The following is a 22,772-nucleotide window of genomic DNA, read 5'->3' as shown; positions in this document are numbered from 1 at the left end:
GTGGGAACCATGATGAATTCTGATTCGCAAACCAGCATTTTTCGACGAGAATCGCTCGAACGGTTATCGTCACCAGAACAGCTAGACCAGTTGATGCAAGTGGTCAATGCGCGAAGTTGGCTTTCGCTAGTCGCATTAGCATCGCTGGTGGGTTTAGCCGTCGGATGGAGCGTGTGGGGACGCCTTTCCATCATGGCGACGGGTCGAGCGATTTTAGTGCATCCGACCAGCACATCAGACAAGTTGGTTGGGTTGACCTACTTTGAACCAGGCGAGGGCGATCGCATTCAACCGGGCATGGAAGTGACACTGATTCCTGATGCAATGGTGGAGCAAACTGAGGGCGTAACAGGTCGCGTCAAAATGGTTGCTGCCTCTCCGCTGACGACGCTTGATGAAGCCCGTCGTGCTGATCCGACTGCTTTACAACCCGAAGCCATTGAGGTGTTAGTGGAGTTAGACTCCGACTCTGCAACACAACAATCCCTCAATTTGACTCCCGGCATGACTGCAACCGCTCGCATCACCCTGGCAAGAAAAGCTCCAATCACGTTAGCCTTTCCTTTCCTTGAGACAACTCGATGATGTGGATCAATTCTTTTAAACCACGACAACGCAAACCCAAAGTGCGATCGCTGGAGCATAAACCGGTTCGGGTCAAGACTCCAACCGTGCTTCAGATGGAGGCAGTGGAGTGTGGGGCAGCCTGTTTGGGCATGATGTTGGGTTATTACGGTCGATATGTCCCTCTGGCGGAGCTTCGACAAGCCTGTGGCGTGTCGCGTGATGGGGTGACTGCCGCTAATATTCTCAAAGCTGCCCGCAATTACGGATTGGTTGCCAAAGGCTTTAAGAAAAGCCTGGACAGCTTACAACAGCTTCGTCCACCCTTTGTTGTCTTCTGGCATTTCAACCATTTTTTAGTGGTGGATGGCTTTGGGCGCGATCGCGTCTATCTCAACAATCCAGCTGCGGGTCCTATGACCGTTTCCTATCAGGACTTTGATGAGGGCTACACGGGCGTTGTGCTGGTCATGGAACCAGGGACAGACTTCCAACCTGGAGGGAGCAAACCCAGTGTCGTTAACGCCTTGAGTAGCCGTTTGAAAGGGTCTACAGGGGCACTCCTCTATTGCGTCCTTGCCGGATTTTTGCTGGTCATTCCGACACTGGCGTTGCCGATTTTTACGCAAATGTTTGTCGATCAGGTGTTAATTGCCGATCGCCTCGATTGGCTGCCCTATATTCTTGTCGGTGTGTTGCTGGCGATCGCCCTACAAGGACTGTTAACCCTGCTGCAACTGCGCTATCTACGAAGTCTCAAAATCAAATTAGCAGTCAGCCTCTCCAGTCGTTTTCTGTGGCATGTTTTGCGGTTACCGATGCATTTCTATGCCCAACGCTTTGCTGGCGAAATTAGCAGTCGTGTACGCCTCAACGACGATATCGCTGATGTGTTATCCGGTCGCTTAACGACAACTGTTATTAGTGTTGTGCTAGTGGTCTTTTATGCAATCGCCATGTTGCAATACGACACTCCATTAACCCTGATTGTCGTGTTTTTTGCCGCGTTAAATGTGTTAATTCTCCAGTGGGTATCGCGCCAGCGCATTGACGCAAACCTCAGACTGGCACAGGAATACGGCAAAGTATCGGGGGTGGCGATCGCCGGACTTCAGAGCATGGAAACGCTAAAAGCCTCTGGATTAGAATCTGATTTCTTTGCGCGCTGGGCAGGATATTACACCAAAGCGATCAACGCTCAACAAGACCTGGGCATGATCAGCAAAGTGCTCGGAGTCATGCCTGCATTATTGTCTGCTCTGACGGCTCTATCCTTGCTGGCGATCGGCGGTTGGCGTGTGATTCATGGCAATCTCAGCATTGGAATGTTAGTAGCATTTCAAATGCTGACGCAAAGCTTTTTGTTGCCCGTGAATCGGCTCGTGCGCTTTGGTAGCACCATTCAAGATTTGCAGGGCAATCTGCAACGGTTAGACGATGTGTTGAGCAATGAGGTTGATTCACAGCTAATCTCTCATGTAACGGTGGGAGAGGTTATGCCGCCTTCCTCGATGTTCTACGCAGCATCCCCTACCCATCGACTCAAGGGATACATTGAGATCAAGGATGTTACCTACGGCTACAATCCACTGGAACCCCCGCTGATTGAAAATTTTAACCTCTCTATCAAACCGGGACAGCGGATAGCTCTGGTGGGAGGTAGCGGCTCCGGTAAATCAACGCTCGCCAAGGTAATTGCAGGGCTGTTTGAACCGTGGTCTGGCGAGATTTACTTTGATGGCATTCCCAGACGACAAATTCCGCGATCGGTGCTCACAAACTCGATCGCCGTGGTGGAGCAGGATATTTTGCTGTTTGCTGGAAGTGTGCGCGATAACTTGACGCTATGGGATACCACGGTGCCGGATGCGGCGTTGCGACGAGCCTGCCAGGATGCGGCGATCGAAGATGTGATTTTGGCGATGATGGGTGGCTACGATGCGGCTCTGTTGGAAGGTGCAACTAACCTGAGCGGAGGTCAGCGACAGCGACTTGAACTTGCCAGAGCTTTAGTTAATCACCCCTCGATCGTCATCATGGACGAAGCCACCAGTGCCCTGGATACCGAAGCAGAAAGGGCGATCGACTTGAAATTGCGGCAACGGGGCTGCACCTGTCTGATCGTGGCGCACCGTCTCAGTACAATTCGCGATTGCGATGAAATCATTGTGTTGGAACGAGGCAAGGTGGTGCAGCGCGGCACACACGAAGAACTGTGGCACCAACCGGGTTATTACGCCCAACTCATTCAAAGCGAAGGAGCACTCAGTTAATCATGGAATTAGAGCAGGCACAACGCTGGCGAATTCAATCATCTCTTCATGCGATGAAGGGGAACGAAATTCTGGTTTTGAATGATCCACAGCAGATTTGGATAGTTGAGTTTGGTTCTCTGGCGGTGTTTGCAGTGCCCTTTGAAGAGGGTCACCCCGAAGGAGAACGCCGCCACTTGTTCAATGTAACTGTGGGGCAAGCAATGTTTGGGGCAGCCACTCCCCCAACCGAAGGAGCATTGGGCTTGATCGCCGTTGCACTAGAGCCAACCGAACTGTCCCCATTGCCGCTGTCAGATGCCCCACTAGAATCCCTTCTGAACGATTGGATGGCTCAACTGAGCACAGCCTATGGCTCACCACAACCGCAATTCCAAACATGGCATCCAACCCAGCACACGATGCAATATGGAGCACTGCTAACAGGACAGACCTATCAACCCCAAACGGATACCGTTGTGTGGATTCAAATTCAAGCGGGAAAAGCTAGCTGGATGGGGCATCCTGAGTTACCCATGACGACAAAATCTGGCTTCTTTCCATTGGGACAGGCAATGTGGTTTGAGGCAGCGGAACCGTTGGAATTCGCGATTCAATCGACTGCCAATCTTGAGAGACATGATGTATTGAACGGATTAACGCAGCTCCACACGCACTTTCTGCGCTATGTTGAGTCCGTTGCAGCCACAGAAACTCAAGCCGCATTACAACGATTTCAGGAGCGGCAACATCTCAATCGGCAGGTGACGCAGCAAGCGATTCACCATTTAGTCTCGGTTTTTAACCCACAACAAGATCGTGACTTACACAACCAAACTCCCCTACTGATTGCGGCAGGGGCGATCGCCAGAGCAATGGGTATCACCATTTCCCCTCCCATGAAATCGGAGGATTTGTCGCGGGTTCAGGAGCCACTGGAGGCGATCGCCCGTGCCTCTCAACTGCGTCTGCGGCGGGTATTGCTGCGCGATCGCTGGTGGCAAAAAGATGGGGAACCGATTCTGGCATACACTCGCATGGACAAGCATCCGGTTGCTCTGTTGCCCAGGGTAGGAGGGGGTTATGACCTGTTTGACCCGATCCGAGCAGGGTTAGCCAATGCCGATGCCCCTGCCCATCAGCAGCATCCAAACCGCGCCAGACTCCGCTTAAACGAGACTCTCGCAGCCACGCTCGACCCGGTCGCGTATGTATTTTATCAGCCGTTACCGAGTGGCAGTTTGAAAGCTCTGGATCTGCTGAAATTTGCTCTAAAAGGTCGGCGATCGGATCTGTTCCGCATTCTGTGGACGGGGGTTGCGGCAACCCTGTTAGGAATGCTCGTTCCCCAGGCAACCGCCTTGTTAATCGATGATGCCATTCCCAATGGTGATTTGTCTTTGCTGCTCCAGATTGGACTGGGATTATTAGCCGCAGCCGCGGGTGGAGCCAGTTTTCAACTCACTCAGGCGATCGCCTCTATGCGAATCGAATCTTTGTCGGATGCATCACTGCAAGCAGCCGTGTGGGATCGGTTGTTGAAGTTGAAAACCACTTTCTTTCGACAATATGCGATCGGTGATTTGAACTCTAGAGTTTCTGGTATCAGTGCAATTCGTCGTAAACTCAGTGGTACGACATTGCAAACCCTCTTCACCGGAAGTTTTGCACTACTCAACCTGGGGTTGCTGTTCTATTACAGCCCCCCTCTGGCAACATTGGCGTTGGGCGTTGCTCTGGTCATCATGGTCTTTACGCTCGTTTCAGGGGCAATTTTGGTGCATCAGAGTCGCCATTTGATGGAGTTGGAAGGCAACCTGTTTGGCATCGTCGTGCAGTTAGTTAACGGTGTCTCAAAACTACGGATTGCGGGGGTAGAGGAACGCGCCTTTGCCTATTGGGGACAAAAATACGCTCATCAACTCCGATACACGTTGAGCACTCAACGTCTTGAAGATATGGTGGATGTGTTTACGACTGTTACTCCTGCGTTAACGGCTGTAGTACTGTTCTGGTTAGCGAGTCGCCTGATCACACCCAATCTTGGCGAGGCGGGGCTTTCGGTGGGAACTTTTCTGGCATTCAATGTGGCGTTTGGCATCTTCATCAGTGGTGTCACCAGTCTGAGTCTGACCTTTACCGAAGTGCTGGGAGTGATTCCTCTATGGCAGCGATCGCTCCCCATTCTCAGTGCTGAACCCGAAATCAGCCTTAACAAAGCCGATCCGGGACGGCTCTCCGGCAGTGTTCGCATTGACCACGTCACATTTCGCTATCGCGACGATGGCGCACTGATTCTAAACGATGTCAGCATTCAAGCCAATCCCGGTGAATTTATTGCTCTGGTGGGTCCCTCTGGCTCCGGTAAATCCACCGTTTTGCGATTGCTGCTAGGCTTTGAAGAGCCTATTTCCGGGACAGTTTACTACGACGGGCAAGACCTGGCAGGTCTGGATGTGGCAGCAGTGCGACGGCAACTCGGCGTTGTTCTGCAAAATGGTCGGATTAACGCTGGCTCCATTTTTGAAAACATCGCCAGTGGTGCTCTGATTAGCCTGGATGAAGCGTGGGCAGCCGCTGAAAACAGTGGACTCGCGGATGACATTCGCGCTATGCCGATGCAGATGCACACGATTATTAGCGAAGGAGGCACAAACCTCTCCGGTGGGCAGCGACAGCGGCTTGTGATTGCGCGTGCTCTGGCATTACAACCCCGAATTTTACTGCTGGATGAAGCCACTAGTGCTCTGGATAATCGCACTCAGGCGATCGTCAGCCAGAGTCTCGATCGCCTCAAAGCAACTCGAATCGTCATTGCTCACCGTCTCAGCACCATTCGCAACGCCGATCGCATTTACGTGTTAGAGGCAGGTCGCGTTGTTCAGCAGGGCACCTTTGATGAGTTAGCCCACCAACCCGGATTGTTTGCCCAACTGATTAGCAGACAAATTGCATAGACGGACAACTGCCATGTCAACTGCCAATGCGAACGCTCGTAGGACGGGTTTAGCGATTTACTAACGGCAAACCCAAAACCTGATCTGCAAAATCCGCCCCTATCGACATCTACCTTGATCACAATTTAATTGGATACCAATTTGAATTGGCTTCGCTGCACATGATTCCGTAAGGGCGTTTCGCGAAACGCCCCTACCCAGTGATCTATTACAATCAAACATTAAATCGGTATGATAACGTGAATTCGGGATAAGGATTTCGGCGATTGAAATCGCCAAGCATCAAAGATTTGTCAGGCAGTCAGCCTTACCCCTCTACCCCTCTCCGATTTGCTGTCATAAATTCCGATGGTCAACTACTAGTGTTGCGAACACAAAGTTCTGCAATGTAGGGGGTTTGGGGGCTTCGCCCCTTCACCCCTTTCAAAACTTATTTTTTGCTGTACTAGTTGCTACCTGTGTTGTAGAGAGAGTCAAGCTGCTGAGAAACAGCCGCCAAATAACGGCGATCGCTAATTGTTTCAGGAGCCAAGCGATTCGTATTGATCGCTGCTCGCACCAAGTCTTCTGCTGTCACCCGTCCCGACCGATAGCCAAAGATCAAACGATTGAATTTAGGAATTCCCTCATCCTCCAAAAACCCTTGATAAGACAGAGACACTAAATCAAAGGGGGTGATTGAGGTCGCTTTCACAGTACTCGTAGCAGGCACAACAGTTGTTTGAGCATAAGCCGCAGGGGCAGCACATAGCAGCAAGATAGACAGACCACTCAGAATAAAGTATTTCATTAGATCAGTTCCTCAGAAAATTTGATGTCAATGCGGTTTTCTTTACCGTTCTCCAACAATGCTCGGGTTTCCTGAGATAAGCCTGAGTGATCACTGACAAGGGAATAAAAGATAGTGAAGCCTGGATAAGAAAAATCAGCGCAAGTTGAACCCCTAACCACACTTGTCGTTTCTACAAATTTTCCCCGATTTAAGAACATGTTGAGCAATTCATTTGGATTCCTCCTGCTTGAGATGACTTGGAAGGGTATTCCGCTGCAAGGAGTTGCTCAGTTTAAGATTTTCTTCAAATTCGTGCCTCAAGTCTCAGCTTTTTCTCAGCAAACACTCAGCTTTAAAGGACATATTAGAAAAGTCTTAACATTTATCAATCTTCACTCGCACTGGAATCCCACAATGCCATCCCAACTCGACCAGTTCATTCAACATCTTGAGCAAATCGTGCAGCAGTTGCAGATGTTAGAAGCCCTGTTTGCTTCGAGTGTTTTAGAAGATCGGAATAGCATTTGCAGGGAGAGTTCACTTCAAAAAGAAGATATCTAACAACCGGAAATTCCTCACCGGACAGTTTTGCATTCTCTAAATGAATAAACATCTATGACTAAATTAATTTTTTGACATAACAGTTAACACTTTCATCATCAACTCGTTCCCCTAGTCTTATTGCATTGCACCACAATGGATCTGTTCACGCTTGATCATCTCCCAGCCAAGTTACAGGATGCGATCGCCACACGAGAACTTGTTTCTGGACAAACCCTATTTCGTCAAGGTGATTCTGCATTAGCTCTCTTTTTAGTCAAAACGGGTCGCCTCAAAATTACTCGTTTGACCTCCGAACGTCGCTTCGTCACACTGGAAATCATCAGACCTGATGAGAGTTTTGGTGAGAGTGCTCTTTTTTCAGAGTTTTACTCATACACAGCGATCGCTGAAACCAATTCACAGATACTGGTTTACCCCAAAGACATTTTGCTGGATGCACTCAAAGAAAATTCCAATCTTGCAGAAGATTTCATGACGCTATTAGTCAGAAAAAACACATCTTTAATGATGCAACTCGAACTACGAGATATTCGAGCAGCCCATAAACGAGTACTTCAATATCTGCACTATTTAGTGCGATCGGATAACGCTAAATCAGATAATAATGTTGTTAATTTCGATCGCCCCTTAAAAGAAGTAGCAATCGATTTAGGGCTTACACCCGCGACTCTATCCCGTGCTTTAGCCCGGCTTGAACGAGAAGGCAGCATCACTCGTAAACAAAATCGCATTACATTAAAAAAATCATTTGTTGCTTGATCTTAATCAAGCCTATCTGGTATCTAGCAGAACTCCACTTTATCTCAAAAGTCCATAGCATTATTGTAGGCAGCTAGTACGATTACGAGTACCTGCCCCTACGGTTCTGCTCAATGAGAATCCTATGGCTACAAGCAACAACTCTGTTTCTAATCAATACCCGCTGAATCAGCAACAGGTAAGTCAGGTATTAGAACCAGAGGTGCAGATGTTAGCAACAGAGGTCATCCGCTGCACTCATGATCTCTGGATTGCTCAGTCGCAATTGCTGCAAGCCAACAGCCAATTAGAGCAACGCATTCAACAGAGCACAGCCGAACTGCAACACACCAACGAACAACTACAAGCTGAAATTCGAGAGCGACAACAGATTGAGGAAGCACTCCGACAAAGCGAAATTCGCTTTAGATTGCTGGTTGAAAATGCGGGCGATGCTTTTTTACTCATTGATCCGGCAAACGGTCGTATTTTGGATGCCAATCGACAGGCATGTGAGAATCTGGGTTACTCCTATGAGGAACTACTAACCCTTGGCACGCCAGATTTTGATGTCAAGTTTACGGCGGATGAGTTGTTTACCTTTCGGCAAAACCTGATTTTTGGGACTCCAACCCGGCTAGAGAGTCAGCATCGCCGCAAGGATGGCACGGTGTTTCCAGTAGAAGCAACCGTGTGTATCTTTGAGTCGGGGGGGCGATCGCTCGAACTGGCTTTAGTACGCGACATCACAGAACGCAAGCAAGCCGAACAGGCGATGGCGCGTCTGGCTGAAATTGGTGAACTGGCAGCTATGATCGTGCACGAGGTTCGTAATCCCTTAACTACGGTGCTAATGGGGCTAACAGCCCTACAGGGCGTTGAGTTACCCCAAAAAGCGCAACTTCAACTGGGACTTGCCGTAGAAGATGCTGAACGCTTGCAACGCTTGTTGAATGAAATTTTGCTCTACGCCAAACAACCCAGTTTGAATTATTGCGAACTGGAGTTGAATGCTTTTTTGACAGAGGTTTTAGAAGGGTTGCGCCATCTTCCGACGCTCACAGAACATTTGATTCAATTCACTCCAGAGTTAACCCCTGTAAGGATAGTGGGCGATCGCGACAAACTAAAACAAGTCTTTATCAACCTGATCAAAAATGCTTGCGAAGCCGTTGAGGTAGGAGCAACCATTACCTGTCGCCTTCAAGCAGATGAAACTCAGGTTTTGATCAGTGTCCACAACGGTGGAACCCCAATTCCAGCCAGTCAGTTAGCAAAATTGGGGACTCCTTTTTTCACCACAAAATCCTCTGGAAACGGACTGGGCTTGGCAGTCGTCCGGCGCATTGTCGAAGCTCACAGCGGCACGTTACAGATTCAATCCCAGTCCGACCTGGGAACCACGGTCACAGTCCAGCTACCTCAAAAGTAATAAATCAATCTTTCGGGAAATCCATACCAAACCTGCTAGCACCACCAAGTCTTTGGGAACTCTATCACAGCAACTCACGCAGGTTTCGCTCAAAGGATTGAATATGGGTTCCCGCAAGACATCGCTGCGGTTCTGGTTAGTTGTGCCCTTTATCGTACAAATGGCAGCAACAGTCGGGTTAGTCGGTTATCTCTCATTCAAGAATGGGCGTGAGAGCGTCAGCGAAATTTCATCTCAACTGCGACAAGAGCTTAGTCAGCGGATTCAGCAACAGCTCAGGAGCTATGTTGAGGCTCCATTTCTCATCAACGGCATGAATGCGATCGCCTTAGCAGAAGGCAAGCTCGACCTGACTCGTCTGGAGGATGCTCGCTCCTTTTGGCAACAGGCAAAAAACTTCCCGGCAACTAATCTGGTCTATTGCGGTAGACAATCCGATGGGGCTTTTATGGGAGTGGGGCACAACAATTCAACCTCCAATTTGTCTCTCCAAATTCAATACAGCAATCCTGCCACCAACTATTACTTCAACTACGCCTATGTCAATGCAGCTGAAGACATTGTTGTAACCGATCGCACGCTAGAACGGCAATATAATCCTCGCCAGCGTCCCTGGTATATTGCAGCCCAAACAAAAGGATCAGCGACCTGGAGTGAGATCTACCTTGATTTTGATGATATGGTGCCAGTCATTACGGCCAGTGAACCTGTCTATGATTGGGACGGGAATCTGGTAGGAGTCTGTGCTACTGATTTTCTGTTGTCGGTGGAGTTAGATACATTTCTCAGTCAACTCAGCATTGGTAAATCTGGAGAAACTTTCATCATTGAGCGATCGGGCTTGTTAGTGTCTAGCTCTACTGCTGATGAAGAAGCTCTCTTAACAGGCGAAGGAGAATCTGCCCAACGACTACCTGCAACTCAAAGTCAAAACTGGCTAGTCGCAGAAACCGCAAATCACCTACTGCAACGGTTTGGAGATCTGCATCAAATTCAATCTGCTCAACAATTTAGCTTTGATCACAACGGCAACCAACTGGTACAAGTCGTTCCCTTCCAGGATGATTACGGGCTGGACTGGCTAATTGTGGTCGTTGTGCCAGAGTCTGACTTTATGGCACCGATCGAGAGCAACACTCACGTCACAGTGTGGTTGAGTTTAATCGCATTGGGCATTGCAACCCAGGTCGGTGTTCTCACCGCCCGCCGCATTACAAAACCACTCCTCCAACTCAATGTAGGTGCCAAAAAAATCGCTAATGGCGACTGGGAACAATCAATTAACTTGACCCGCAATGATGAAGTAGGGGATTTGGCGCGATCGTTTAACCACATGGTCAGCCAACTTAGAAAAACATTCGCAGAAAAACATGAACTCAATCAGGCATTGACCTACAAGCAAGCTCAGTTGAGCCAAATTCTTGAGGCTTTGCCCATTGGGGTGATCATGTTAAAACGTAACGGCGACAGTCAAGATAGCTATCTCAATCAGGCAGGACAACGCCTTTTAGAGCTAAAAGCCAACCCCAATGAGTTACTAGATCAACTGAAGAATTACCCAGTTTATCAGGCAGGTACTCAACAGCCCTATCCCCCAGACCAACTTCCTCTCCTGCGAGCACTGCAAGGAGAAACGGTGCTCGTTGATGATCTGGAGATTCACCAACAGAACGGACAGGTAGTGTTGCTAGAGAGCCGCGCCATTCCCGTTATGAATGCTGAGGGAGAGGTCATCTATGCTATTTCAACATTTCAGGACATTACCAAGCGTAAGCGAGCCGAAGCTGCTCTGAGAGAGCAAGAAGCCCAGTTTCGTCGAATTGCCGAAAGTGTACCGGGAATGCTCTATCGCTACATTGTTCATGCCGATGGGCGATCGCAATTTGCCTACGTTAGCCCCCGATGTCGAGAGATTTTTGAAGTTGATCCAGAGGCTGTTCTACAAGATGAACAAGCCTTGTGGTCACTGTTACACACTGATGATGTGGCTGTTTTGCGGCAGTCGCTCGATCTGGGCATCCACACGCTGCAACAACGTCCAATTGAGTTGCGGTTGACCACCGTTTCAGGGCAATGTAAATACATCCAAGTGCAATCCTGCGTTGACCGACTGCCCAACGGAGATTTGGTTTGGGATGGCATCATCGTCGATGCGACCGAACGCAAATGGGTTGCTAATTTATTAGAGGAATATAACCTCGCTCTGGAGCGAGAAGTCCACGATCGCACCCAGGCATTGGAACAAGAAATTACAGAACGCAAACAGATTGAAGCTGCACTGCGAGAAAGTGAAGCCCAAAACCAGGCAATTGTTGCAGCCCTACCCGATTTGATGTTTTGTCTGGATGAGACTGGCACCTATCTCAACTATTTCAGAACAAACTACCACTTCATCGATTTAGTGTCAGAGCGGGAGAACCCAGTCGGTAAAAATATTTCTCAAACCCTGCCTGCGGATGTTGCTGAACGACATATGCATCACATTCGTCAAGCCCTCACCACAGGAGATCTGCAAACCTATGAGCAAGCAATCCATCTGAAGGACACCTGGCAGTATGAGGAGGTGCGGGTGATGCCCACTGTCGATGGTCAGTTGCTATTCCTGATTCGAGACATTAGCGATCGCAAGCAGATGGAAGCTCAACTGCAAGCCCAACAGGAATTCCTCAAAAATATCGTCGATGTCTGCCCCTATCCCATCTTTGTTAAAGACACTGAGGGTCGCTTCCTACTACTTAATCAAGCTTGCACGCTGATTTATGGTAAACCCATTGCAGAGATGCTGGGTAAGCGAGATGTTGACTTCAACACAGATCCTCAACAAATCGAGGAATTTACCAGAAGCAATCAAGTAGTGATGCAAACCCTTGAGACACAAGTATTTCCAGACACAGCTATTGTTGATGTGCACGGCACAACCCACTGGTATCAAACCATCATCAAACCCCTGCTGGATACCCAGGGACAGGTGCAGGGCATTATCGGCTCTGCGGTGGACATTAGCGATCGCAAACACGCAGAAGCTGCCCTTCAGCAAGCTAAAGACTCCGCAGAAGCAGCTAATCGTGCCAAAAGCTCTTTTCTGGCAGGTATGAGTCATGAACTCCGTACACCACTCAATGCGATTTTGGGGTTTGCCCAAATCATGCAACGAGACGCTGGCATCAATGCAGAACAAAAACGCAATCTCGAAATTATCAATCGCAGTGGTGAACACTTGCTGGGATTAATTAACGGCATTCTCGATCTCTCCAAAATTGAAGCAGGACATCTGGAACTCGTTGAAAGTAGCTTTAATCTGAGGAGCTTAATTCAGACAGTAGATGCCATGCTACAAATCCGGGCGACCTTAAAAGGCATTGAGCTCAAGGTCGAAGTTGCCCCCGACATTCCCCAAATCATCATTGCTGACCCCGGTAAACTACGGCAAATTCTGATTAACTTAATCGGCAATGCGATTAAATTTACCGATCAGGGGCGGGTGACATTGCGCGTTAGACGGCTGAACCACACAGCCACACCAGCCACCCAACCCTGTTCTGATTCCCCTATTCCGTTGATTTACTGTCCCCTGCGGTTTGAAATCCAGGACACCGGGGTTGGCATCGCTCCCACCGACATCGATCGCATTTTTGAAGCCTTTGAACAAACCAGTTCTGGCAAAAAATTAACAGAAGGGACAGGCTTAGGGCTGACCCTCAGCCGCAAATTTGCTGAGCTAATGGGCGGTACTATTTCCGTCAGCAGCATCCTTGATGGCGGTAGTACCTTCACCTTAGATGTCGTTGTTCAGTTAGGTGAAACCTTAGAGGAACAACCCATAACCCCCGATCGCTTAGTGATTGGCTTGCAAAACAATCAGAACACTTACCGTATTCTTGTGGCAGACGATCAGCCTGAAAACCGGGAATTACTGGTCAAACTTCTAGAACCGATTGGTTTTCTGGTAGAAACGGCAGCCAATGGTGAAGAAGCGATCGCCCTATGGCAGGAATGGCACCCCGATTTGATCTTAATGGACATTCGGATGCCGTTTCTCAATGGCATGGAAGCCACACACCAGATTCGACTTCAGGAGGAAGCCGCAGCTACTTCGACCCCAACTCAAATTATTGCCCTCTCTGCCAGCGTCTTTCAAACCGATCGCGATCGCGCCCTCACACTGGGATGCAATAGTTTTTTGAGAAAGCCCTTCCGCACCAATGAACTGTTAGACAAGCTCGCTCAACACCTCGATCTCAACTACGTCTACGCTGAGGCTGAACCTCAAGTGGCTCCGGCTCAGGTCTTCGATTTCGCCTCCGCTTTAGCATCTGTGCCCGATTCCTGGCGAGAGCAACTTTATCAAATCACCTGTACCGGAGATGACGCCGCCATTCTAAATCTGTTGCAGCAGTTTTCAGACAATCACAGCGAACTAGCCGCAGAATTGCGTAACTTAACTTACCGATTTGAGTTTGACCGCATCTTGTCGATCCTGGAGGGGAACTATAACTAATAACTCAAGCCGTAGCACTTTTCTCCCACCCGGAAAAATGATCCAGTCTTTGGAAAATACGAATATCCTCATTGTTGATGACCAACCGAACAACCTCCAGGTTCTTAGTTCACTCTTGAGTCATGAAGGTTATCGAGTTCGCAAAGCGACCAGTGGCATGTTTGCCCTCAAAGCAGTTCAGGCTGAAGTGCCTGATTTAATCCTGCTAGACATTCAAATGCCACAAATGAATGGGTATGAAGTCTGTGCCAGTCTAAAATCCAGTCCCGACACATGTGATATCCCTATCATCTTTCTGAGTGCCCTGGATGATGTCAACGATAAGGTTAGAGCATTTACCATGGGCGGAGCAGATTATGTCACAAAACCCTTTCAGGGGTTGGAGGTGCTGGCGCGTGTCAAACACCACATCACCATTCAGCAGCAACGCAAGAAGTTAAAACACCTGGAGGAAGAGCTGCTCCAGGCAAAAGCGATGTACGACCAACTCGCCGCAAAAATGTTTAATGCTCCAGCTTAGGAATAGCGATCGCGTTTCAGGAGGCATCTTCCATTCCTTATCGCTCCAGGCTCAATTCACCCATCTGCATCTCTCCTTCAGTCCTCAGCACTTCACCCCTCAGTCTCACCCCTGCTGTAGCAACCGCTATAGAATATGGTGGACTCATTTTTCTGAACCCTCATGCCTCAACCAATTTTGTATGTTGCTATCACCAATCACGGCTTTGGTCATGCAACACGAACAGCGGCTGTTGTGGCTGAGCTACAACGACAATTCCCTGAGTTATTGCTGATCCTGGTGACGACGGCTCCCCGTTGGTTGCTGGAGTCCTACATTCAAGGGGATTTCATTCATCGTCCCCGTGCTTTTGACATTGGGGTGGTGCAACGCGACAGCCTGACGATGGACAAGTCTGCCACACTCGAAAAATTACGGCAGATCAAATCACAGGAGCGATCGCTGATTGCCAGTGAGGTCAACTTCATTCGGCAAAATCGGGTGGGGTTGGTGTTGGCTGATATCCCCCCGTTAGCCGCGGCGATCGCTCAAGCCGCAGGAGTCCCCTGTTGGATGATGAGTAACTTTGGCTGGGATTTTATCTATCGGGCTTGGGGGGGTGAGTTCGTTGAGATCGCCGACTGGATTGCGGCATGCTTTAACAAGTGCGATCGCCTGTTTCGACTGCCTTTTCACGAGCCGATGAGTGCATTTCCCACCATCACAGATGTAGGACTTACGGGAGGAACCCCTCGCCACACCGCAGCAGAGATTCAGGCGCAGTTTTCGCTCACAACCCCATTGGACAAAACTGTGCTGCTCACCTTTGGTGGCTTGGGAATTGAGCAGATTCCATATCACAATCTGGCACAGTTTCCTGATTGGCAGTTCATCACCTTCGACCGCAACGCTCCTCAACTGCCCAATCTTTTACAAATCACTGATCAGAGCTACCGCCCGGTCGATTTTATGCCGTTGTGCAGTCGCATCGTTTCTAAGCCGGGCTACGGTACTTTCTCCGAAGCCTGTCGCCTGGATGTGCCGATCGTGTCCGTTACTCGCGATGATTTTGCCGAAGCTCCCGTCTTGCTAGCTGGAATGCAAGACTACTCCAGTCACCGCATTTTAGAATCTAAAGAGTTTTTTCAAGGGGATTGGCAGTTTTTGCAGGAGCCAATGCACCCCCCTCGTAAGACAGAACCGATCGCTAAAGACGGCAATGAGGCGATCGCCCACGCTATCGTAGACTTCTTTGCTGCTAGTTAACCCAACTTCCATGCCCCACTTCCAACAGTTACTCCGCATTCAAACCAACGGCAAATCGCTACACAAAATCACCTCCAAAGTGGCAACCATTGTTGCCGAATCTGGCATTCAGATCGGAATGTGTAATCTATTTCTCCGCCACACCTCCGCCAGTTTGATTATTCAAGAAAATGCCGACCCCGATGTTCTAGAGGATCTCGCCAATTTCATGGCAAAACTGGTGCCCGACGGCTACGACTATATTCATAACGCTGAGGGACCCGACGATATGCCCGCCCACATCCGCAGCGTCTTGACCCATACCTCGGAGCAAATTCCCATCAACAACGGCAGGCTAGTGCTGGGCACCTGGCAGGGCATCTACGTGTGGGAACATCGCGATCGCAGTCACCTGCGGGAGTTGGTTGTGCATGTGTGGGGCGAGAAAGAACGATAAACGCAGGATAAAGGATAAAAGGGAAATGAAGAGAGAAAAAAGAATCGCCGCTTTTCCTTTTCATTGTTCATCCTTTTTATCCGTCAGCCTTTATCCTTGAGTTTATCCGTCAGCCTTTATCCTTGAGCCTTCATCCTTTAACGTCAGTTCAGTTTAAGAGCCCGGCGAATGAATTCGCGGCTACTAGAGCGAAGTCCGCCGACGCGAACTACGGAAAATCAAGGTTTGACGAACCGACGCAGGTCGGTTTTGCTCTGATAGCGGCGGTTTTAACCGCCGAAATCCTTATCCCGAATTCACGTTCCTTTAGTCTTTATCCTTCATCCTTCATCCTTTATCCTTCATCCTTTAGCCTTCATCCTTTAGTCTTTATCCTTCATCCTTCATCCTTTAGCCTTCATCCTTTAGCCTTCATCCTTCATCCTTTCCTTTATCCTTCAACAACTGGGCATAATGGCGCAGATGCACTTGTGCCGACGCTACCCAGGTATAGGTGGATAGAACCGATTGGCTTTGCTGCACCAGCGATCGCGTCACTTCGGGACGGGTTACAGCCAACATGGCCTGGGCGATCGCTTGAGGAGAGAGAGGATCGACGAGCAAGGCTTGCTCTGGTGAGAGAAATTCAGTGAAGGGGGGTTGATTGGACGTGACAACGGGAAGACCAGAAGCGATCGCCTCTAAGACCACCAGACCCCAACCTTCTTTGACGGAGGGAAAGACGAAGGCATCGGCAGTTCGGTACAGGACAGGTAACAGGCGATCGGGAATAACTCCCGTAACCACCAGGGCAGCATCTGGGATGCCAAGTGCCTGAACATTGGCAAAGAATTCGTCCCGGTAGGTGTGATAGTCAAATAAGGTTGAGCCTCCAGCGATTACCAGTTGTGCCTGGGGTTGATGGGGCAACACCTGGGCAAACGCCTGAAGCAGGGCGATCGAGTTTTTCCGGGGTTCGATGCCACCGATAGTGAGGTAGAGCGGCAACCCCTGTAAACCAAACCGCTGCTTAACCTCAGATTCAACACCATTAACCTCTGGCGAAAAGCGGTTCAGATTCACTCCGTTATACACGCGAGGAGCCTCGATCTGATATTGGCGGTGCAATTCCTGCTGCCACTCCTGGCTGACACACAGGCACAGATCAGCTTCTCGAATGGAGCGATCCTGGCACTGCTGGAGATAAAGACTGCTGTAATCTTCAATATGGTGAACCGTCCGGGCAAAGTGGGGAATCAGTTGCCGTTGACGCAAAATCGCCAGCGCATTTGCCCCAATGCAATCTTGAGCATGGTACACATCCAGAGCATCGCTTCTGAGGTCTTGCTCCAGAGCTACTACAAATTCGTGAATGCGTTGCTGAATCAGTCTATCTAGATCAGCAGGGGCAGGGGCAGCAGGAATCAGACGTTGATGACAGGAAAGGGGGCGATCGAAGCCTTTGCCGTCTTTGTCCAGAGCATAGACCGTTACATCATGCCCCAAATCGTGCAATGCCTCTGCTAATTCCAGAGTGTGAACGACACTACCACGCAGCTTTGTGGAGTAGGTCAGTAAAGCGATCCGCACGTTTCTATGCCTAATCCAATAAATAGAAGTCGGAGTTTTTGGAAAAACTCCGACTTCTGAGGACTTCTAAAGCGATTAGTAATCGGTTTCTTCTTCGTATTCCACCACTTTCTTGCGTTCTGGAATATTTACTTGAGGACCGCGATAGGGTTTTGGATTGTCATCGTCTCCCCAGGCGTCTTCGAGCACTTCATCATACTGCACAGCGTATTTGGGTTCATACGCCTGCTCTTGACGGAGTTCCTCGTATTCGTATTCTTCTTCGGGTGCGTCGTTCCAGTTGTTATCTTCATCGTCATAGTAGGTCGGCTCAGGCTGACGCTGACGCAGTGGCTCCCGCTCAATCTGGCGACGCGGTTGAGCATCGTTCCAGTTGTCGTCATCCCAGGTTTCGCGGGTAGCGGTCGTTGCATTCCGAGTCGATTGGTTTGCCGATGTTTTCAACCCCGTGCCCAACTGGTTAGAAACCGAGGTTGGCATGATGTATTCTTCTTCGTCGTCTCGCTCCCAGGGAGGCTTACCAATGCCCACTCGTTCCAAGACGCCGACGGTCAGTTGGCGCATTTTTTGCTCTGCCCCTTCAAACACAATCAGGCGATCGGGTCCGCTACTGACCACTTCGTCGATTGAGAGTTCATAGGTGCTGATCAATTGATCGGGAATCTGTGGCAGACCAAAGGAGGCGATCGTGATGGATTCAAGGGCACCATCATCAGCATCAAACTTGAAGCCCCGAACTTTGCCAAGTAGCTCACCCGTCTCGGTAATGACCTCGCTACCGATTAAGCCGCTGTAAATATCTACGTTGAAGTCATCTTCAATCACCGTATCGTCATCCACCAAGATGACATCCCCGATCTCGCGAATACTGTCGAGCAGCATGGTTTGCTGAATCCCCGATAGGACTCCAGACAGCATACTCTCTCGCATCCCGATGGCAACCACTTCTCGTCGGTCTACATCGACCCAGACTTGACTGACCACGCCAAGGCGTTTGCCGCGATCGCGAGTGATAACTTGAGTTCCTAAAAGGTCAGAGCGTTGTAAAAATCGTTCAGATGTCATTTTCGAGTCCTAAATCTCGAAGGCTGGAATATCAATACTGCGAATACTGATAGAAATCAATATACAGAGTTACAAAGAACTATGTCACAGAACTGTGTCGCACGAGGCAGCACATCACAAAGAGGCACTTTGCGGTTGTAAGTTTAGTCCTAAGACTTGAGTATACGCCCCGCGAGCCTGAGTTACGCCAATTGTGCGCTGAGCAGACTCAATCATCGGGCGACGTAGACTTACAACAATAAACTGTGCCTGCTGTGCCTGATGTTTAATCATTCTAGCTAATCGCTCCACATTTGCCCCATCCAAAAACATATCGACCTCGTCAAAGGCGTAGAAAGGTGACGGGCGATAGCGTTGCAGCGCGAAAATAAAACTGAGGGCAGTCAGGGATTTTTCGCCCCCGGACATGGAGGCAAGGCGACGGACAGGCTTGCCTTTGGGGTGAGCCACCAGATTTAACCCTCCCTCAAAAGGGTTGTTGGGATCATCCAGTTGCAGGTAGCCATCTCCATCGGACAACTCCGCAAAGATGGTCTGGAAGTTTTCGTTCACCGCATCAAACGCCTCCTTAAAGGCACGCTGACGGAGAGTGGTGAAATTTTCAATCCGGAGGAGCAGTTCTGTCCGTTCCTCTTCCAACGTGCCCAGCTTTTGGCTGAGGTCGTCCAGACGTGCCTGGGTGCGATCGTACTCCTCCAATGCCAGCATATTGACGGGTTCCATCGCTTGCAGACGTTTTTGCAGCGATCGCAACTCGTGCTGTAACTGGGTCAGATCCACCGTCTCCGGCACCTCCGGCAGGGGATCGGGCAACTCTGCCTGCCGCTCTTGCAATTGTGTCTGTAGCGCAGATAGCTCTTGACGACGTTCGTGCTGGCTCTCCTGGAGCTTCTGAATTTGCCACTCCGTCTGTTGGTGAGTACTCTGGCGATCGCGCAGTTGTCGTTCGGTGCGATCGCGCTCCTGCTTTTCAGCGGCAAGTGTCTGCTCCAGGGTGGCTAACCCAACCCGGATTTGCTCGATCTGCTGATGCATCTCACCAATCTGGCGTTTCAGGTCAGCATCTTGATTGAGTTGGGTGGTTTGCTGTGTCCGGTAGTCCTGTACCCGTTGTTGATATTGCTCGATTTTTTCCTGAATGCGCTGATGTTGAATCTCGAAATCCTGTAGCCGTTGTTCCGCCGTTCGCAGAGCCAGTTGGCGATCGCTCAGGTGTGTCTCCCGTGTACGAATCGTGGCTTGCATTTGCTGCCACTCGCTGTGAGTCTGCGATTGCTCTAGCTCCGCCAATGCCTGACGCAGGTGGGCAAGTTCGGCTTCCTGCTGGGGCAGAGTCTGCTCCAGGGTGTGCAACCGTTCCTGAACGGTATTAAGCTCTTGCGTGTTTTGGGTGAATTGAGTTTGCAATTGCCCCTGTTGGGCTTGCATCTTCTCAATTTCACCGTGCAATTGCTGTGCCTGAATCTGCACTTCTCGTTGTTGCTGACGCGCATCGCTCAATGCCTGCGATCGCTCTTTAACAGTCACAACAGCTTGAGCCAGTGCCTCCTGACAGCGCGCCAGCACCTGATCAATGACCTTGAGGCGATTACGGAGGTTGATGGCTTCACTCGACTCTCCTGCCTGCACTGTGCCAAATCGCAACGATCCCGATCGGGAGGAGACACTGCCTCCGGTCATGGCTCCACTGGTTTCCAGCAACTCCCCATCAAGGGTGACGATACGGTATTGCCCCAGGTATTGTCGTGCCTGCTGCATCGTCGAGAAGATCACCGTGCTGCCGAAGACGTAGCCAAAGATTTCGCGGTAGCGGTCTTCGCAGTCGATCAGGTTGGTGGCATAGTCAATGAAGCCATCAGGACGGTTCCAGGCGGGGATGGGCTTGAATTGGGGTGCCCGAATTTTGGTTAATGGCAGGAAGGTTGCCCGTCCCGCCCGCTTTTGTTTCAGCAGTTCGATCGCAGCGGCAGCGACTCCATCATCCTCGACGACCAGATAGCCTAACCGTCCACCCGCCGCAATCTCTAACGCAAGTTGATACTGGGGATCAACCCGCCCTAACTGCGCCACCAGACCACAGACCCCCGGCAACCCCAACTGTAACAAGACTTGCGTTGCCCCAGTCCCCTGAGCCTCCTGCATGGCTTGCGCCTGAGCTTCCAGTTTGTCCAGTTGCCGTTGCTTATCTCGCTGTTCCTGGAGCAATCGAGCCTGGGTTTCCTGTTGTATCTGAACCTCTTGTTCAGCACCTGCAAGCAATTTCTGCAAGGTGTCCAGGTGAATCGTAGCGAGTTTCTCAGCCTCAACCGCCTCGGCGTGCTGCGCTTGCTTCGTTGCCAGATCTTGAGCGATCGCCTCCAGGGCTTGGGTTTGCTCTTGAATCTTCTGCTGTAACTGCGTCAGCCGTTCCTGTAACCGGACGTGCTCCGCCCGTTGAGGATCCAGCGTCTGCAATAGTGCCTCAATTTGATGTCGCAGGGCTGTTTGCTCTTGCACCCACGCTTCTGATGCGTTGGCGATCGCATTGGCAGCCTCCCGGCTCTGGTCTAACTCGGTCTGGGCGCGGTCGCGTTCTGTCACCAGCGAGGTGATCAGCCGATCCCCTTCCGCTTTCTCCTGAGACAACTGGCTCAGAGCTTGAATCTGTTCCTGAATCTCCCGTTGCGTCCGTTCCAGTTGAGCAGTCGTGTCCCGACTGGCGTTGGTTAACTCCTGTTCCTGGCGGTGCAACTGCCGCAACTCTGCCTCACGAGTTGCCAGCGTTGATTGCAGTGCCAACTGCTCGTCCTCACCCAGTGCCTTGACTCGTGCGTTTAACTGCTCTAACTCCGCGATCGCCTGTTGGATTTCAATTGCCAACGTCCCTAATTGAGCCGTGTATTCCGTCAGAGTGCGATCGCCCTGCTGAATTTGCTCCTCCAACTGCCGGGCTGCCTGCTGTTGTTGTCGCCAGGTCAGAACCACTTCCCACTGGCTCTTGTTCTGAAACTCACCCCGTAGCCGCTGATATTTCTCGGCTTTGAGGCGATCTTGAGCGAGGCGATCGCGCTGGGCAATCAATTCTTTTTCGACAATGCGAAACTTTTCCTCACGTTCTTTAACCGCATCTAATTTTTCTTTTGCCTGAGAAATTTTGCGATCAAAGGCGGCAACCCCAGCCAACTCATCAATGATTTCGCGGCGTTCACGGGGATGCATCGAGATAATACTGGTGACGTCCCCCTGCAATACAACGTTGTAGCCTTCGGGATAGATTCGAAAGCGGTGCAGTTGCTCGTGTAATTCGTTGAGGGTGCAGGGCTGTCCGTTAATGAAGTAGTTAGAGGTGTAAGTACCCTGCTGTGTCACTCGGAGTTTGCGCGTCACACTCCACTCGTTAAAGGGCACCAGAGCCGGATCAAGGGGCAGTTGCTTTCCCGCTTTATGCCCATTACCATTACCATTGCCATTGCCGTTGGCAGTCCTATTGCCAGTCCCATTACCATTTTGATGCCCATTGCTATTAGCATCGTATCCGTTACCGTTTGCGTGCTCGTCCTCTAAGTCTGGCAGGGGTGTCTCTTCTTCGGTTTCCAAAGCAAGAGCAATATCTTCATCATCGAGGGCAAATGTGGCTGTAACACTAGCCTCAATAGTTGATCGCCCACGACTGGCAACGCTTTGATTGACCAGATCAGGCAATCGCTCTGCCCGCATTCCTTTGGAACCGGACAACCCCAACGCAAACAGAAGCGCATCCAAAATATTCGATTTGCCCGATCCATTGGGTCCTGAAATCACAGTAAACCCTGGCAGCAAGGGAACTTGGGTCGTGCCGCCGAAAGATTTGAAGTGAGTCAGTTCAACGCGCTTGATGTGCACGAAACCTCTAGAGTCGGAGGAATTAAGGACAGGGGTACGAAGAAACCACTTAAGCAGCAAGCAGAGGAGAGCTAGAAGAGACTAAAAGCGAACTGCTGCCGTTAGAACTGTAGTCCGTTGCAAGGGATAGTCAGGTTAAAGATACTCGATTTTTTCAGGGATGACAGATATCTGGTAGATAACCAAAGGAGTTGTTTCATGCAATAACACAGCTTAAGTACAAATATACTAACTTAATGGAACAATTTACCAGTTTTTCGATGGAAAGTTTGAGGAAACCGGAGAGCACCTTACAAATC

At 50.1% G+C, this 22,772-nt stretch carries 14 protein-coding genes; 10 read left to right on the top strand and 4 right to left on the bottom strand.

Annotation, left to right across the window (positions count from 1 at the left end):
• The first annotated feature begins 9 nt into the window (after nucleotides 1-9).
• Genes H6G89_RS16710 through H6G89_RS16700 form a run of 3 tightly spaced genes read left to right on the top strand, consistent with a single transcriptional unit; the run spans nucleotide 10 to nucleotide 5,773 of the window.
• Entirely contained in the window at nucleotides 10-585 is a 576-nt protein-coding gene (locus tag H6G89_RS16710) for a hypothetical protein (RefSeq protein ID WP_190508339.1), read from the top strand.
• Nucleotides 582-2,837 carry an NHLP family bacteriocin export ABC transporter peptidase/permease/ATPase subunit gene (locus H6G89_RS16705; protein WP_190508338.1) on the top strand — a complete coding sequence of 752 codons (2,256 nt, stop codon included), beginning with the start codon at nucleotides 582-584 and terminating at the stop codon, nucleotides 2,835-2,837. Before H6G89_RS16710 ends, H6G89_RS16705 begins: the two co-directional genes overlap by 4 nt.
• Nucleotides 2,838-2,839: 2 nt before the next feature.
• Entirely contained in the window at nucleotides 2,840-5,773 is a 2,934-nt protein-coding gene (locus H6G89_RS16700) for an NHLP bacteriocin export ABC transporter permease/ATPase subunit (RefSeq protein ID WP_190508336.1), read from the top strand.
• Nucleotides 5,774-6,218: 445 nt separating this feature from the next.
• On the opposite strand, the gene H6G89_RS16695 is transcribed toward H6G89_RS16700, so the two are convergent.
• The gene (locus H6G89_RS16695) at nucleotides 6,219-6,563 is read right to left on the bottom strand and encodes a hypothetical protein (protein WP_190508334.1); all 345 of its coding nucleotides are present in this window, start codon (nucleotides 6,561-6,563) and stop codon (nucleotides 6,219-6,221) included.
• Between the two features lie 396 nt (nucleotides 6,564-6,959).
• On the opposite strand from H6G89_RS16695, the gene H6G89_RS16690 reads away from it, so the two are divergent.
• The 7 genes from H6G89_RS16690 (at nucleotide 6,960) to H6G89_RS16660 (ending at nucleotide 15,978) form a co-directional block, all read left to right on the top strand.
• Nucleotides 6,960-7,106 (top strand): hypothetical protein, encoded by a 147-nt coding sequence (locus H6G89_RS16690; RefSeq protein ID WP_190508332.1) that lies wholly within the window; start codon nucleotides 6,960-6,962, stop codon nucleotides 7,104-7,106.
• 135 nt (nucleotides 7,107-7,241) lie between these two features.
• Nucleotides 7,242-7,868 (top strand): Crp/Fnr family transcriptional regulator, encoded by a 627-nt coding sequence (locus tag H6G89_RS16685; RefSeq protein ID WP_190508330.1) that lies wholly within the window; start codon nucleotides 7,242-7,244, stop codon nucleotides 7,866-7,868.
• A 124-nt stretch (nucleotides 7,869-7,992) separates the two neighbouring features.
• Complete coding sequence (locus tag H6G89_RS16680; RefSeq protein ID WP_190508328.1) at nucleotides 7,993-9,279, top strand: two-component system sensor histidine kinase NtrB; 1,287 nt, start codon at nucleotides 7,993-7,995, stop codon at nucleotides 9,277-9,279.
• A 52-nt stretch (nucleotides 9,280-9,331) separates the two neighbouring features.
• The gene (locus H6G89_RS16675; RefSeq protein ID WP_190508326.1) at nucleotides 9,332-13,777 is read left to right on the top strand and encodes a PAS domain-containing protein; all 4,446 of its coding nucleotides are present in this window, start codon (nucleotides 9,332-9,334) and stop codon (nucleotides 13,775-13,777) included.
• 37 nt (nucleotides 13,778-13,814) lie between these two features.
• Nucleotides 13,815-14,297, top strand: coding sequence for a response regulator (locus H6G89_RS16670; RefSeq protein WP_190508325.1), 483 nt, complete (start codon nucleotides 13,815-13,817; stop codon nucleotides 14,295-14,297).
• Nucleotides 14,298-14,459: 162 nt separating this feature from the next.
• Nucleotides 14,460-15,542, top strand: coding sequence for a glycosyl transferase (locus tag H6G89_RS16665; protein ID WP_190508323.1), 1,083 nt, complete (start codon nucleotides 14,460-14,462; stop codon nucleotides 15,540-15,542).
• Between the two features lie 10 nt (nucleotides 15,543-15,552).
• Nucleotides 15,553-15,978 carry a secondary thiamine-phosphate synthase enzyme YjbQ gene (locus H6G89_RS16660; RefSeq protein WP_190508321.1) on the top strand — a complete coding sequence of 142 codons (426 nt, stop codon included), beginning with the start codon at nucleotides 15,553-15,555 and terminating at the stop codon, nucleotides 15,976-15,978.
• 411 nt (nucleotides 15,979-16,389) lie between these two features.
• Here H6G89_RS16660 and H6G89_RS16655 read toward each other — a convergent pair whose 3' ends face one another.
• From H6G89_RS16655 to smc, 3 genes are all read right to left on the bottom strand, one after another.
• On the bottom strand, nucleotides 16,390-17,547 hold the full coding sequence (locus H6G89_RS16655; RefSeq protein WP_190508319.1) for an MSMEG_0565 family glycosyltransferase: 1,158 nt from the start codon (nucleotides 17,545-17,547) through the stop codon (nucleotides 16,390-16,392).
• A gap of 75 nt (nucleotides 17,548-17,622) precedes the next feature.
• Complete coding sequence (locus H6G89_RS16650; protein WP_190508316.1) at nucleotides 17,623-18,612, bottom strand: PRC-barrel domain-containing protein; 990 nt, start codon at nucleotides 18,610-18,612, stop codon at nucleotides 17,623-17,625.
• A gap of 114 nt (nucleotides 18,613-18,726) precedes the next feature.
• The gene (smc, locus tag H6G89_RS16645; RefSeq protein WP_190508314.1) at nucleotides 18,727-22,473 is read right to left on the bottom strand and encodes a chromosome segregation protein SMC; all 3,747 of its coding nucleotides are present in this window, start codon (nucleotides 22,471-22,473) and stop codon (nucleotides 18,727-18,729) included.
• Nucleotides 22,474-22,772 lie beyond the last annotated feature (299 nt).

Source organism: Oscillatoria sp. FACHB-1407 (assembly GCF_014697545.1).
GTDB lineage: Bacteria > Cyanobacteriota > Cyanobacteriia > Elainellales > Elainellaceae > FACHB-1407.
This window is presented reverse-complemented; position numbering and strand designations above follow the sequence as displayed.

Coding starts and splice junctions, on each gene's coding strand:
- H6G89_RS16710 (WP_190508339.1), top strand. CDS start 10: ATGATGAATTCTGATTCGCAAACCAGCATTTTTCGACGAGAATCGCTC.
- H6G89_RS16705 (WP_190508338.1), top strand. CDS start 582: ATGATGTGGATCAATTCTTTTAAACCACGACAACGCAAACCCAAAGTG.
- H6G89_RS16700 (WP_190508336.1), top strand. CDS start 2,840: ATGGAATTAGAGCAGGCACAACGCTGGCGAATTCAATCATCTCTTCAT.
- H6G89_RS16695 (WP_190508334.1), bottom strand. CDS start 6,563: ATGAAATACTTTATTCTGAGTGGTCTGTCTATCTTGCTGCTATGTGCT.
- H6G89_RS16690 (WP_190508332.1), top strand. CDS start 6,960: ATGCCATCCCAACTCGACCAGTTCATTCAACATCTTGAGCAAATCGTG.
- H6G89_RS16685 (WP_190508330.1), top strand. CDS start 7,242: ATGGATCTGTTCACGCTTGATCATCTCCCAGCCAAGTTACAGGATGCG.
- H6G89_RS16680 (WP_190508328.1), top strand. CDS start 7,993: ATGGCTACAAGCAACAACTCTGTTTCTAATCAATACCCGCTGAATCAG.
- H6G89_RS16670 (WP_190508325.1), top strand. CDS start 13,815: ATGATCCAGTCTTTGGAAAATACGAATATCCTCATTGTTGATGACCAA.
- H6G89_RS16665 (WP_190508323.1), top strand. CDS start 14,460: ATGCCTCAACCAATTTTGTATGTTGCTATCACCAATCACGGCTTTGGT.
- H6G89_RS16660 (WP_190508321.1), top strand. CDS start 15,553: ATGCCCCACTTCCAACAGTTACTCCGCATTCAAACCAACGGCAAATCG.
- H6G89_RS16650 (WP_190508316.1), bottom strand. CDS start 18,612: ATGACATCTGAACGATTTTTACAACGCTCTGACCTTTTAGGAACTCAA.